This is a genomic window from Streptomyces pinistramenti (assembly GCF_020564935.1).
GTDB classification, from domain to species: Bacteria; Actinomycetota; Actinomycetes; order Streptomycetales; family Streptomycetaceae; genus Streptomyces; species Streptomyces pinistramenti.
In genome coordinates this window covers 1-13769 of sequence record NZ_JAJCXB010000049.1, presented here as the reverse complement: position 1 = coordinate 13769, position 13769 = coordinate 1, and the positions used below count along the sequence as shown (strand labels likewise).

General features: G+C 70.2%; 9 protein-coding genes and 4 pseudogenes. 10 read left to right on the top strand and 3 right to left on the bottom strand.

All coding sequences use genetic code 11. From position 1 onward, the window contains the following. Positions 1 to 12 precede the first annotated feature (12 nt). The gene (locus LIU39_RS26685) at positions 13 to 270 is read left to right on the top strand and encodes a hypothetical protein (RefSeq protein WP_227049496.1); all 258 of its coding nucleotides are present in this window, start codon (positions 13 to 15) and stop codon (positions 268 to 270) included. On the opposite strand, the gene LIU39_RS26680 is transcribed toward LIU39_RS26685, so the two are convergent. Then, positions 238 to 1149, bottom strand: a complete 912-nt coding sequence (locus LIU39_RS26680) for a hypothetical protein (protein ID WP_227049463.1) — start codon at positions 1147 to 1149, stop codon at positions 238 to 240. The two genes, LIU39_RS26685 and LIU39_RS26680, sit on opposite strands and share 33 nt — an antisense overlap. Positions 1150 to 1283: 134 nt before the next feature. Here LIU39_RS26680 and LIU39_RS35355 point away from each other — a divergent pair. After that, positions 1284 to 2048 (top strand): annotated as a pseudogene (locus LIU39_RS35355) (CapA family protein); the annotation flags it as partial. Positions 2049 to 2815: 767 nt separating this feature from the next. Here the strand turns inward: LIU39_RS35355 and LIU39_RS35350 are convergent. Next, positions 2816 to 4621 (bottom strand): hypothetical protein, encoded by a 1806-nt coding sequence (locus LIU39_RS35350; protein ID WP_227049462.1) that lies wholly within the window; start codon positions 4619 to 4621, stop codon positions 2816 to 2818. On the opposite strand from LIU39_RS35350, the pseudogene LIU39_RS35345 reads away from it, so the two are divergent. The 7 genes and pseudogenes from LIU39_RS35345 to LIU39_RS26635 all read left to right on the top strand — a co-directional run. Continuing rightward, positions 4508 to 4753, top strand: a pseudogene (locus LIU39_RS35345) (HAMP domain-containing protein); the annotation flags it as partial. The gene LIU39_RS35350 and the pseudogene LIU39_RS35345 sit on opposite strands and share 114 nt — an antisense overlap. A 67-nt stretch (positions 4754 to 4820) precedes the next feature. Continuing rightward, a complete protein-coding gene (gene pgsB, locus LIU39_RS26660; protein ID WP_227049461.1) occupies positions 4821 to 6290 on the top strand; it encodes a poly-gamma-glutamate synthase PgsB in 1470 nt (489 codons plus the stop codon). Beyond that, positions 6287 to 6769, top strand: coding sequence for a poly-gamma-glutamate biosynthesis protein PgsC/CapC (locus tag LIU39_RS26655; RefSeq protein ID WP_227049460.1), 483 nt, complete (start codon positions 6287 to 6289; stop codon positions 6767 to 6769). Before pgsB ends, LIU39_RS26655 begins: the two co-directional genes overlap by 4 nt. Positions 6770 to 6794: 25 nt before the next feature. Next, positions 6795 to 7870 (top strand): annotated as a pseudogene (locus LIU39_RS26650) (C40 family peptidase). Positions 7871 to 8171: 301 nt separating this feature from the next. After that, positions 8172 to 8519: a hypothetical protein gene (locus LIU39_RS26645; RefSeq protein ID WP_227049459.1), complete on the top strand. Its 348-nt coding sequence runs from the start codon at positions 8172 to 8174 to the stop codon at positions 8517 to 8519. 1225 nt (positions 8520 to 9744) lie between these two features. Beyond that, positions 9745 to 10221 (top strand): WhiB family transcriptional regulator, encoded by a 477-nt coding sequence (locus LIU39_RS26640; protein ID WP_227049458.1) that lies wholly within the window; start codon positions 9745 to 9747, stop codon positions 10219 to 10221. Positions 10222 to 10332: 111 nt separating this feature from the next. Beyond that, complete coding sequence (locus LIU39_RS26635; protein ID WP_227049457.1) at positions 10333 to 12387, top strand: hypothetical protein; 2055 nt, start codon at positions 10333 to 10335, stop codon at positions 12385 to 12387. A gap of 72 nt (positions 12388 to 12459) precedes the next feature. On the opposite strand, the pseudogene LIU39_RS26630 reads toward LIU39_RS26635, so the two are convergent. Beyond that, a pseudogene (locus LIU39_RS26630) lies at positions 12460 to 13367 on the bottom strand (LacI family DNA-binding transcriptional regulator); the annotation flags it as partial. An 11-nt stretch (positions 13368 to 13378) separates the two neighbouring features. Between LIU39_RS26630 and LIU39_RS35695 the strand changes: the two are divergent. Then, complete coding sequence (locus LIU39_RS35695; protein ID WP_372464064.1) at positions 13379 to 13600, top strand: hypothetical protein; 222 nt, start codon at positions 13379 to 13381, stop codon at positions 13598 to 13600. Positions 13601 to 13769: the final 169 nt, after the last annotated feature.

Genomic DNA, 13769 nt, shown 5'->3' with positions numbered 1-13769 from the left:
AAGGTCCGAGCCGTGAAGCCGTCACAAGTCCCCTGGGGCAAGCCACGCTCCAGGAAACTCTTTGGCACCCACGACGGGAGATTCGGCTCTGACCTGCCGGCCTGCCTCCTCGTGGTGGCGGTGGCCGGCATCCCGGTCCTCGGGATGAAGCTGTCCTCACGGGTGACGGCAGTGATCGCCGGCATCAAGGTCACCGCCGACCGCCGCCTTCCCACCGCGGGCCGCCCCGCCGTGCTGTCACTGCCAGCGCTTGGCGAGGCCGGTCAGTGACCGCACCGCCTTTTGGATCCGGCTGTCGTCGTCCCGCACCGACCGGCTGAACTCGGCGTGCAGGAAGGGCACTTCGGCGGCGGCTGCGGCCCGGCCCTGCACGTTGGTTCGGCCGGCCAGCTTGCACTGCCGCGCCCAGGCCCGGCAGACGCGCAGCTCCTCCTTGCGCAGTGCGCCGGCGAACGCTCGGCCGTCGGCCCGGCCGTACTCGCCCGCCCCGGTGGAGGCGATCACGTCGAAGCCGGGGGCGGACTCGTCTGCGAAACCGTGCAGCTGGACGCCGGGCAGCTTCCGGCCGCCGAGGGTCTTGACCACCGCGTGGAAGACGGTGTCCTGCCGGTGGGCGACGTCCTCCGTGCCGTCGCGCCCCACCATGCGGTGGGCGCCCGCCAGGACCAGGACGCCGCCCGGTGCGGTCCGTATGAGCCGGGCCGCCGGCACTTCGGTGCGGGCGTCGGCGACGGGGTGCGGCACCTGGACCGACCACTTCGGCCGGCCGCTCAGCTCGACGTAGACGCGTCCCCAGCCGCGGGCCCGGTCCGCCCCCTCACCGTCCTTCTCGGCGACCTCGGCGACCTCGGCGACCTCGGCGACCTCGGCGAAGCGCCGACCGGAGGGGCGGTCGGTGAGTTCCGTCAACGTGTAGCCGTAGTCGTCCAGTTGGCGGGCGGCGTCGCGGCGGCGGCCGTCGAGCAGGAGGCGGACGCCGTCGGCGATCGCGGTCCGCTCGTGACTGTCGGGCGGGCGGTAGTGACGCCGCTGGTCGAGCGTCGAAGTGAATGCGGTGATCTGCGCTTCGAGATCGACGCCCGCGTCCGGTTCGGCGCGCTGGGGCGGGGGCGGCGCGCCGCAGGCCGAGGTGACCAGCGTCACTGTCACGGCAACCACTCCCACCTTAAGGAGAGTTGCCAGAGGTGGCAATGATTTTGTAAAGAAGTTGTTCATATGGTGATAAGAATAGTGGCGTGATAAGCCGTTCCACCTGATTTCGCCCCCTTCGCGGCGCCGCACTCGTGCTCGCTGTGGGCACCACCGCAAGCTGTGGGCTGCTTCCTTCGGGAGGGGCGCAGGGCGACGCGGCGTCGCCGGCCTTCACGCTCGCGGCCGCGGGCGACATTCTCCTCCACCCCCAACTCACCGACCAGGCACAGCGGGATGCGGGCGGCACCGAAGACAGCGGGCGGGCACCAGACTTCACCAAGATCATGGCGGGTGTGGCCCCTGTGCTGCGCAAGGCCGACCTGGCGATCTGCCATATGGAGCCGGTCGTCGGCCGGCCGAAGGGCCCGTTCCAGAGCTACCCGGACTTCCTCGTCCCGCCGCAGATCACCACCGCGATCAAAGGTGTCGGCTACGACTCCTGCTCGACCGCCTCCAACCACACCCTCGACCACGGACCGGCCGGGGTGCGCCGCACCCTGAACGCCCTGGAAGCGGCCGGGCTGCGGCACACCGGCTCGGCCCGCAGCCGCGCGGAGGCCGAGAAGCCGCTCGTCATCGACGTCAAGGGCGTCAAGGTCGCCCAGCTGTCCTTTGCCTTCGGCTTCAACGGGCGCGAGGTCCCCAAGGACAAGCCCTGGCTGGTCAACCAGACTTCCTTCAGCAAGATCGCGGCCGCTGAACGCGCCGCCCGCAAGGCCGGCGCCGAGGTCGTCGTGCTCAGCATCCACTGGGGCCGTGAGCATCACCCGGAAGCCAGCGCGACGCAGGTGGAGATGGCCCGGCGGATCGCCAAGGAGACCGGCATCAACCTGGTCATTGGCCACCACGCGCACGTCGTCCAGCCGATGGAGAAGGTGAACGGCACCTGGATCGCGTACGGCCTGGGCAATCAGCTCGCCCGGCACGACGTACCGTCCGGGCTCACCGAGGAAGGTGCCATCGGCTGGTTCCAGTTCACCCGCCGTGACGGCGGGTGGGACGTCGCGGCCCGCTTCGTACCGACCCTGGTCGACATCCCGCCGGAAGAGAGCCCGTCCGACGACGAGGAACCGTCGGACGCCTCCGGGCGGGAGCCGGGGGAGACCGGCGACCACCGGCTGGTCGACGTGGCCGGCGCGCTGCGCGACGACCTGCGGCTGACCGACCGGCAACGCTCCCGCTACCGGCTCGCGTTCGAACGCACCGAGGGGACGCTGCTCACAGGGGCGCCGCCAAGGACGGCCTGGAGCCACTCACCGACCTGTCCGGCTGAGCTGCCGGCCCCGGACCGCCGCGGGACGGCTCACCCGCGCCCGCCACCGGCTCCCGTACCCCTCGCCCCGCGCCCCCGTCTCTTCCTGTCTCCCCTCCTGTCGTCCTTTCCGGAAAGGAAAACCTGGTGGTCGCTTCGCGTGCGAAGCGACGGCGAAAGGCCCGCCGCAGGGCCGATATGTCGTTGCTGGGCGGTATCCGCCCGCCCATCGCGGTGCTGTCGGCGCTGCTGCTCGCCCTGGCCGGCCTCACCGCCGTCGGCCTCGGCGGCTTCGGCCAGGAGAGCGTCCCCAAGGCGGTGTTCACCTCCCAGCAGCACTTCGCCGAGGACGGCGCCATCGCGCTGCGCGCCTCACTGGACGAGGGCATCACCGATGTCCAGCGCGCCGCCGCACTCGCCTCCGCGGGGCCCCCGGCCGAGGCGGACGAGGTCCTGGACACGCTCGGCAACGCCTACGACAAGTGGCGCGGGATGGCCGTCGTCGACATCGCCACCGGCAAGCTGCGCGCCGCACGCGGCGAATCGCTGCCGCTGGCGGCGATCGACCGGAAGAAGCTCACCGGACACGACGGCCTCGCCCCGCGCACGGTACGGCTGCGCAACGGCGAGACCCGGCTGCTCTCGCTCGCCCTGCTCTCCTGGAAGGGCAGACCCCAGCAGCTCCTGGTCACCTCCAGCAGCTTGAAGGTGCCCGGCATCAGCCTGGGCGCGTTCCGTGCCATCGCCGTCGTCGACGCGAAGGGCACGGTCCTCAGCAGCGACGGCGTCCCGGAGCCCGAGCAGGTGCTGACCGCCCTCCAGCGCAAGAACGTCAACCGCTCCGAGCGGCAGCTGAAGGCGTTCGCCGGCACTGCCGCGGTCAAGGCGGCACAGCCACCGGTCACGGCCAAGGATCTCGGCGAGGGCGGCTTCCCCGGTGTCAGCGGAAGCCTGACCGGCAACGCCCACGCGGGGGAGCAGGCCGTCGCCGGCTACGCCACCCTCGCCGCCCCGGACCCCAAGGAGCGCTCCACCGTCACCGGCCTCGGCCTGACGGTGGTCGCGATGGTTCCGGTGACCAAGGAGGCCGGGGCCACCACCGACTCGCTGTTCGGCCTGCTCGCCGCGGCCGCGCTCATTCTCATCGGTGTACTGACCGTCGCGCTGCTGCTGGGCACCGTCCAGCGGCCGCTGCTCCGGCTCTTCCTGGAGAGCCGCGGCCTCACCCGGGGCGACCTCGCACGGCCGGTGCGCGTCCCCCGGTACGGCGAAGCGGCCCGGATCGGCCGGGCCCTGGAGAGCCTGCGCGGCCAACTGCTCCGCGAACGGCCGGGACCGGGGCCGGACGAGCCACGCCGTGCGGCCACCGACCCGACGCCCGCACCGCCCGAGGCGGCCCGCCCGCGCCGCGTCCCCGGCGCCCGTCTGCTGCGCCGCATCGGCACCTGCGGCCTGCTGGCCTTCTGCGCCCGCCTCCTGCTGGCCTGGTCCGTGCCGCTGAGCTTCCTGCTCAACCGCACCGACGGCACGGCCACCGTCCCGCAGCAGATCGTCAACGACCAGCGCGAGCGCACCGATACGCTCGCCGACCGGGTCCGCCGCGCGCTCAACGAGGGCCACGCCGACCTCTCCTCGGTAGCCTCGCTCATCGACGACGACACCACGTCCGGCCGGATGCGCGCCCTCCTGGACCGGACCATGACCGAGCACCCGCGCTACCGGTCCCTGTACGTGCTGGACGCCGACGGCGGAGTGCCGGCCCGGACGGGCGAGGATCCGCGCGCCGACGCCAAGGGAAAGGACGGGAAGAAGGCGCGGCCCGAGGTGCAGATCGCCGTCGTCAACAACCACGGCAAGGAGCCGGTGATCGTCGGGACTGCGGACGTACCGGGCCGCGAAGGCGCCACCGTGGTCGGCGAGTTCCGTATCGAGTTCCTCAACGCACTGCTCAAGCGGCCGGGGCTGGGCCAGGTCCGAGTGGTCGATGCCGACCACCGGGTCATCGGCGGCAACAACGGCTACCGGGCCTTTCAGGACCTGCCCGCCGAGCGGCTCGACCGGCTGGTGGAAGCGGTCAATCTGAAGGCCGGTGTCTCCGCGCGGGCCGGCAGCGTCCTCTTCCGCGCCGGTGACGGTGCGAAGGTCGCCGCGGCCGCCGCCTGCCTCGGCTGGCTGCACATCGTCGTGGTGCGCCCGCTGCGCGCGCTGGCCGGCCAGGCCGGGGCGGTCGCCGCCGGCGACCGCCGTACGGTGCTCTACCCCCGCCACCACGACGAGGTCGGCGCCGTCACCCGCAGCCTGGAGCTGATCCGGCAGCAGCTGCCGGTCCGCTCCACGCACGACGGCGCCCCCCGCGCAGACAAGGAACTGAACGGCCGTGCTCTTCCTCTACCTCGTCCTCGTGGTGTGCGGCGCCGTCCTGCTGGTCGCCGGCATCGTCGAACAGCGCAGGCACTTCGACAACCTCGCCCGTATCCCCACCCGGGTGCTGGTCAACGGCATCCGGGGCAAGAGCTCGATTACCCGGCTGTGCGCGGGCGCGCTGCGCGGCGGTGGGCTGACCACCGTCGCCAAGACCACCGGCACCGCGGCCCGGTTCATCCACCCGGACGCCACCGAGGAGCCGGTCTACCGCAAGTTCGGCATCGCCAACGTCGTCGAGCAGATCGGCATCGTGCGGCGCGCCGCCGCCTACCACCCCCACGCCCTGGTGATCGAGTGCATGGCCGTCATGCCGGCGCTCCAGGAGATCAACCAGAGCAAGCTGATCCGCTCCACCATCGGCGTGCTGTGCAACGTCCGCGAGGACCATCTGGAGGAGATGGGCCCGACGCTGGACGATGTGGCGCGTTCGCTCTCCCGCGCGATGCCGGAGGGCGGCATCTGCGTGACGGCGGAGCGGGAACGGTTCGCGATCCTCCAGGAGGAGGCGGACGCCCGCGACTGCCGGCTGGTCTACGCCGACCCCGACACCGTCACCGACGAGGAACTGCGCGGCTTCAGCTGGTTCACGTTCAAGGAGAACGTCGCCATCGCGCTGACTGTCGCCGAACTCCTCGGCGTCGACCGGGCGACCGCGCTGCGCGGGATGTACGACGCCCCGCCGGACCCCGGGGTGCTCTCCGTCGAGCGGTACCGCACCCCGGAGGGCAAGCGGCTGCGGTTCGCCAACGTCTTCGCCGCCAACGATCCCGAGTCCACCCGGATGAACATCGACCAGCTGCTGCAACTGGGCGCCATCCAGCGGCCGTTGAACGTGGTCATCAACTGCCGTCCGGACCGCGTCGAGCGCAACGGCCAGATGGGCCAGATCATCCCGCACCTCGCGCCGGAGCGGGTCCTGCTGATCGGCCACCCCACCAAGAGCGCCCTGGACACGATGCCCGCCGAGTGGCGGCCGCGTGCGGTGGACCTCGGCGGCGAACGCCGTGCCCCGGAAGCGTTCATGACCGAGCTGCTGGGACACCTCGGCGACGGCTCCTCACTGGTCGCCATCGGCAACATCCACGGCCAGGGCGAGGTGCTCCTGGAGCAACTGGCCGATCTCGCCCCGGACGAGGCACGAGAGACGCCCCTGGACGAGCCGAGGCGCGATGGTGGCGACGCCCTCGCCCCCGGTCACGCCCCGGCCCCCGCTCCCGTTCCCGCCCCGGGCCTCGCCCCCGCCTCGCCGACCCCGTACACCCCGTACACCCCGTACGCGAACCAGCCGCCCTACATGCCGCACGAGACCCCCACGGCCCACCCGCGCCACCCAGCCCCGTACGGGCACCCTGAGCGCCCCCCGGCGCCGTACAACCCGCAGTCGCCCGCAGAGCCGTGGCACAGCCCAGGAGAGACCCGTTGATCCCCGCCGTCCTCACCCCCGAGATCGCCGCCATCGGTATCGCCCTGGGTCTGCTGTTCTCGCTGGTCTGTTACCTGACGACCAATCTCTCGCCGGGCGGCATGATCACCCCGGGCTGGCTCGCGCTGACCCTGGTGGAGGACCTCCAACTGGTCTCAATGGTCGTCGGCGTCACCGTCCTGACGTATCTCGCCACGCTCCTGGTGCAGCGGCACGTGATCCTGTACGGCAAGCGGCTGTTCGCCGCCGTCGTCCTGCTCGGTGTATCCCTCCAGGCGACCCTGCTCTTCATCCTCCAGCGCGAGTTCCCGCTGATGTACTCCAACCAGACCCTGGGCTTCATCGTCCCCGGCCTGATCGCCTACCAGCTCGTCCGCCAGCCCAAGGGCGCCACCCTCCTCGCCACCGGCTCGGTCACCCTCGTGAACTACGTCGTGATCACCGCCGGCATCCTGCTCGGCGCGCTGCCGTCCGCCTGATCCCAAGAACGGAGCCGACTCCGCCATGACCACCACGAACAAGCGCCGCAGGAACCGTGTGCTGCACGCCGCCACGGTGATCGCCCTGCTGACCGGCAGCGCCGTACTGACCGTCGCCCTGCGCGACGAGCAGCAGGCCAAAGTCCCCGCCGTACAGGCGATCACCGACATCCAGCCGGACAGCAAGCAGCCGGCCGCCGGGGAGCAGCGCTGGGAGCGGCTGGCCAACCCCGCCCGCTGGGTACTGCGCGACAGCGCCGGCAAGGTGCTCGCCACATTCACCGACGGCGCCCGTACGGCCACCCTGACCGGCCCCAGCCGCACCTTCACCGAGGCCGCGCACACCAAGTCCCGGGTCGTCACCGAGGACTGGGTACGGCTGATGCCGGAGAAGTGGCGGGCCGGGGCCGAGACCGCGCCGTGGTTCACCAAGTGGTTCGCCGAGAACCGCTCCAGCACCGCGGAGGACATCTTCGCCATCGCGTTCCAGTACGTCCACGGAGCGCCGGTGAAGAAGGACGGCAACGGCATCGCCTACGCGGGCGACGCCAACTTCGGGCCGCTCAACCCCAACGGCAGCTCCGGTGCCGACCTGCGCCTGGAGCAGTCCGACTTCTACGACTACCTCGGCATCCCGTACACCTTCCGCGACGGCACCCGCACCTGCCGGAGGCCGCCCGCGCCCGTTCCATGGACTGCTCCGGATTCGTCCGCACGGTCTTCGGCTACCGCGCCCGCTTCCCGCTGATGGCCACCGACAAGGCGGGCAACGGCCTGCCGCGCACGGCCAACGGCATGGCCCGCTCGAAGACCGGCATCGACGTCATCCCGCTCAAGGGCGCCGCCCCACGCTACGACCGGCCGGCCTCGATCGATGTGCTGCAACCCGGCGACCTGGTGTTCTTCTGGCTCGACACCCGCACCAAGGAACGACTCGACCACGTCGGCATCTACCTGGGCCACGACACCGACGGACACCGGATCTTCCTCTCCAGCCGGGAAGAGGTCAACGGCCCCACCATCGGCGACAAGGGCGGCGCCTCCCGCCTGGACGGCAACGGCTACTACGCCGACCTGCTCCGCAGCGCCAAGCGCCTCTAGGGACCGTCCGAGGGGCCAGGTGACCGGCCCACCGGCGGCCCGTTCCCTCCGGCGTGCGGCGGCGTGACCTTACGGACACGCAGTGGCGGATCGGATTCAGCCGCGCGGCGAACCTGAGTGACAACCTCCTCCGCGGCGCTCTCACGCTGACTCTGGCCCACCCAACCGCCGAACGTCCGGTGGCCACCAGCGTGGGGGGTGCCACCGACCCTGCTCAGCGTCGACGCCACTCCGCTCGGGCTCGCGCCTGCGCCCCGGAAGCGACGAGGCGGGCCGGGCCCGCAACAAGGCAGTGAACGCCATGGCGGCTGCCCGCGCCGAGCCGCTGCGGCGGTACGCCGCCGACGTGTTCGCACGCATCAGCACCGTCTTGCCGGAGGATCCCCTCGGCAATATCACGGTCGCCGGGCTCGACCACTGCCTCCAGCCCACCGTGCCCGGCTTTGAATACCCGCGCAGGGACGTGCCGGACTCCTTGCGGATCAGCGGCGCACTCCCGGCCGCCGGCAATGGCGGCGTGCACACTGACCGGCGGCTGGCAGGGCTCTCCAGCACGGGTCCGGTCGCCCACCAACTCCGGAAATTGGAAGAGTGTGGGTTGATCCGGCGAGCCGGCCGACGCTGGCGATCGGTTCGCCTCGTCCTCTGACGGCGCCGACCGTACGCAGTGCGAACGGACGTCGGCGTTGAGGACTGGCGTGTGTCGGGCCCTTTGCAGCGAGATCACCCTCCGCCGCAAAGCGTGTGCCTACCCGCACAGGGCCATCAGGCGCCAGGGTGCGCTCACGGTGTGCAGCGCTGACAGCATGCGGTCCGACCCTCGACCCCCATCGGCCGGACTGGCCGAATCCTGCCCCCACTGCACACTGGAACCTCCACCGCCGCCAAACCACTCCCCCAACAGAGGGCCCCGCGAAAGAGCAGCCATTCCCCGCTCCATGGCGACCGATCTGGCAGTCAGGGCGACGAACTCGACCGCCGTCCCTCGACCAGCGGCACACGGTAACTACGCGGCCGTGAAGCTGACGCGCAGCAGGCCGTCTGTGGCTCGGAGGTTGTCAGCGGTGCGGATGCGGACCTCAAGGTTGCTGCCACCGTGACGGCCCACCCCGCGCAGGTCGCGGGTGAACCCAGGTCGCAGCTCGATCTTCTCCGGGTGAAGCCGGAGGCCATGCCGATCATGCGGGACCGGCTCCCGTCGACAGCCTCGGCCGCCTCGTCGCCCAGTACGCGCCGGACCAGGGCCTCAAGCCGATCTCCCGGCCCGCAACGATGCTCGGACCTACCCAAAAGCGACGCCCCCCGCCGCCGGATCATACGCACGGAGCGGCAGTCGCCCGCGCAGCTCATTCGGGACGAGAGGTCGAGGGTTCAAATCCCGTCACCCCGACCGGGGGCCATTGGGGGAGCCGGACTCGGGACACGGCTCCCAAAACGCTGACACAGGTGCCACCACTCCTTGACGGACGGGGCGCGTGGAGACTGATCCGGCCGACCATCACAGCCTGGAAAGGCAAAGTCCGGCCAGGCAGGCGTCACACAAGCCCGAACTAGAGGGCCCACTCGCCCGTCATACCGAACGGAACGTGGCCCCAGCAAAGGCGAGTTCGCCAGGCACTCCTCGAACGCCTCCTCCGTTTCTCCCGAATCGACGGAGTCGGGTGCCACACTGGCAATGGCTTCACTTCGGGGGTCACTCCGCAAGCCGTGCGAGCGCCGAACGGCGCAGGCACGCGACAGGACTGGGAATCGCCCAGTACTGATCGTCTCGCACGTCCAGAGACTCGAATGAAGCCAACCGACGATCAAGGGAACGTGGGCGTGACCCCCTCGTCCTCATACACCACGCGAGCCGTGGTCTGAGGAGGAGCGCCGTGGAACCCCACGACGAGATCGAAAACGTGCTCCAGCCGGACGCCCTGCTCTGGGCAATGGAGCCCCTCGGCCCACCCTTGGGTGAGGCCGCGTGCAGTTCCTGGGATTCCAGGCGATTCCCCACCCCGCAGGAGCAGCAGGCGGCGTTCGACGGGGAGCCGACCGTGCCGGAGCGGGGCATCCCGCAGGCCCGAGCGATGTGCCGTACGTGTCCCCTGCTGGAGAGCTGTCGCCGCTACGCCCAGGACAGCCGGGACGAGCATGCGTTCCTGGCCGGGGCGACCGTCGACGAGCGACGCAAGAAGTGGAGGAAGACTGGCGAGATCGCCAAGCGGCGTCGCCGGGTAGCCGAGCTCCACGCCCTGCACGTGCCGACAGCCACCATCGCGCAGCTGCTCCAGTGCGGCGAGAGCTCGATCCGCAGCGACCTGCGCAAGCTCGGGAAGGGCCGCTCGCACCTGCCCCCCACCGCCTGAGATGACCGACCGCCGGCGGATCAACCACACCGTCGGCGGCCCCGCCCGGGGCCCTTTGTCGGCCCACCCGTGCACCCCCTCAGACCGATCACCGCACTCACGGAGGACAACGTGCCAGATCAGGACGACATCGAGTACGACGGGACGACCGAGGACGTGGGGGAGGCCGACGCCGTGGACGACGAACTCGAGACAGAGGAGGAGACGGAACAGGACAGCGCGGCGATCTGGTCACGGTTCGGCGACAGTGACCTGCCGACGTTGCCGAAGATGGCGGCCGTGAGCCGCGCTGCCACGGCGGGCACGGAAGCTGGACTGCCTCCCGACTTCGCCACCGCATTGGCCCACGCCTCTGTCGACCCCAGCGAACTCAGGTCGCTACTGCGTCGTCCGACACAGGTCAACATCGCTGGAGGCGTGATCGAGGCGATCGACCTTGACCTCTACGTGCCCGGCCTAGTACCGCTGCCCACCAACAACCGCACGATGGAAAGGAGGGTGTACCCGGCGGCTGGCGCAGAAGGGTATGCCGGACCATTGACCGGCCCCCGCTCCGCGTCCGGCAAGACCACCACGCTCTGGATCGAGGGCGAGGACGTCAGCCACGTGCAGGACGAGACAGAGCGGGCCCGCGAGTTCATCCTGGCGAACAACAACCTGCGCGAGTCCATCGCAGCGCGTGGCATCGCCATGCCGGTAAATGTCGTCTTCTTCCAGCTGCGGCACCGCGACAGTGAACCGTCCATGCCCCTCCTGGGGACCGCTGACGGTTCCAGTCGCATCACCAACGCCCATCAAGTCCTGGGGCTCACCGACCCACAGACGCACTACCACTTCCCCACGAACCGCGACGACTACCGACGCTTCATCGGCTCCATCAGCGAGGCCGACCCCGAGGCGTTGCGTCCCGCCGCTCGTCGGCGACTCATTAGACAGCGCAACGCGTTGATCACACCGGCCCGCGTCTTTCTGCGCTTCACCCCGACCAGGGAGGGCTACGATTACGCGCGCGCCGTCAACGCCTTCGTCGGCATGCTCCACGTTGATCCTCCGCGGCCGTGGAGCCAAACGGGCAAGCTGGAAGCCATGGCCGAAGCGGTCTTGGACGTGCTCCGCGGGGCAGACGTACTCGACGACCCCGTCCACGACTACCTCGCAGGTCTTCTCACCCCAGAGCAAGCCGAGGACGAGGGACTCCCCGTCGAGCGAGACGAGCAGTCCGCCTTCGTCCTCGCTGCCCTGCTTCGGGAGCATCATCGCGACCTCGTCGAACGAGGAGTTCGAGACGTAACCGCCAAGAAGAGTGTCAGCGCTAGTCGGAGAACGGACGTGATCGCAGAGTTGGCTCTCCGGCCCACCCGGAGCATCGCCACCACCCTGGAGGCGAAAGACGCCGAGCGCCAGCGGGCAGAGCGGATGCGGGCCGCATATTTGCGCTGTGCCCGGCTGACCCGGTACGCGACCGTGGAGTGGAAGGTCACCGGCCGGTCCCCCGAGGATCTCCTTGAGGCAGCGCTGGAGGAACTCCGGGGTGACCCTGCCGGCTCACATCCCGACCCGAGTCACTGGGTTAACCGCCTGGAGTTGGCGGCCGTAGCCCAGTATCACCTCACGGCCTGGGGTGGGCTGCGACGTGAAGTCATGGGCAACACCGGCGCGGACAAGCGCGGCCCGCAACAAATCCTGGACGCAATGCTCCGCAATGAGCAGGGCTTGCGGCTACTCGCCCAAGCGATCATCGATGGACGGGCTGGAACACACCCTCGTCGCGTCACGAAGAGCGGAGACTTCCAGCGCGGCATCCGGGACGAGTACGGGAGCTGGCACGAAGATCCTTCGGGCAAGCCTATGCCGATCGAGGACGAATGGTTGCGGTACGAGGTCTACGCCACGGGTACTACGCTGCCGCGGCCCGTCACACCGCCCAACGAGACTCCTCGGATGAAGGCGACGCGGCTGAAGAGCCAGATCGCCCAGTACATCGAGCGGCTCAATCTGGATGTCGACGAGCTAGCCAACGTGGAGGAAGCGCTAGGCGGGCCGCTCCTCGATAGGGAAGGATGGGCGAAGCCAAATGAACTCCTGAATCACCTGATGGGCGCCCACTCGCAGATCGGCTACTGGGCACGAGTCGCCGAGCGCCAGATGCCCCGCTCCAACGGATAGCACGTCACCGGAGGGAGCGCTCCTCATGGTTCCATCCAGCGCTCCCCGCTTCATCGACAGTCGAGAGCCCTCTCATCCGGGGCCCCGATCCGGCCTACACCTGACAAGTAGTGCATCGAGGGCCGCCTCCCACTGCTCGGTGAGGCCGAGCATGAGGCGCTTGCGCATGCCTTTGGTGACGTGGGCATAGCGTGTGGAAACCGAGCCGTCGAGATGACCCTTGCGTTCATCCATGAGAACTTTCTCGGCACCCAGGCCGTCCACCATCGTCCGATGGGTGTGCCGGAGGCCGCGGGGGAGACCCTTCGCGATCGGGAGCCAGACGTCGGCTCGCTCGCTTGCGCCACGGCCCCGCATGGGGACTCCGGTCCACAGCTCGCCCAGGATTGGGACCGGCCACGCCTCCTGCGGAGCCTTCTTCGGGGACCAGCCAGAGACCGCAGGGGTGAAAAACCAGGTGGCGAAGCCGTTTCGGCACCAGTGCGCCGCGTGCCCCGACACCGTGCCACCCCGCACGAACCCCACGTCCGCGATGGCCTGCTCCACCCGCACCTGCGTGGCCTCGGCGACACGGTCGGAGTGGTTGAGGACGTTGGACACCGTCCCCGTGGAGACTCCGGCACGGCGCGCGACGTCGACAAGCTTCGCGGCCTGGTGCCCGCCGTCCGAGCCGCACCCTGCCCGCGGAAGACGTAGGTCGTGCCGTGACAGGGGCAGGGAGTCGGCTTCGTGCGGGCGACGTAGTTGGCGACCAGGGCGGGCAGCCAGTCCATCGAGTCGATGGGGCGGTAGCTGTCGCCCTTGGGTGAAACGTGCACCAGCTCGCCGGTGTCCAGCTCGTACAGCTGCCACTCGACACGGACAGAACCGGGTCGGGCGAACTCGGTTTCCAGGCCGACGATCTCGCCCCAGCGCATGCCGGCATATCCCTTGAGGGCCACGCCGACGAACTCGTCGTCACGACCGGAGAGCAGACCGGCTCACCGCCTGGCTGCAGCCGCTGCATGCGCAGGCGATGGGCGTGAAGCCGCCCATGCCGGTCGAGAACCGCGCGGCGGACCTGGCCCGGTTCGGCTGCCCGCCCGCGGCCCGAACGCCCTCGCGGCCGACGCCCGCACCGCGGGCATGCGGGCATCGGTGGTGCCGACGGCGCGGATGTCGGGGCGGGCCCGGTATGGGGTGGGGGCGAAGGCGCCGACGTTGCAGGATCTGAGCGCAGTCGGGGTCCGAGCCGTGGTGGTGGCGGTCCGCGGCTCGGTCTTGTCCGTTCGTGTGTGGTGTGTTTGCGGGACGTGAGTGAGGCGTTGCCGGGACGTCAGCGGCCCCGGGAAAAGTGGTGTCCACACCGCGGGAACGGTCAAAGGAAAGTCCCGCACGAATCG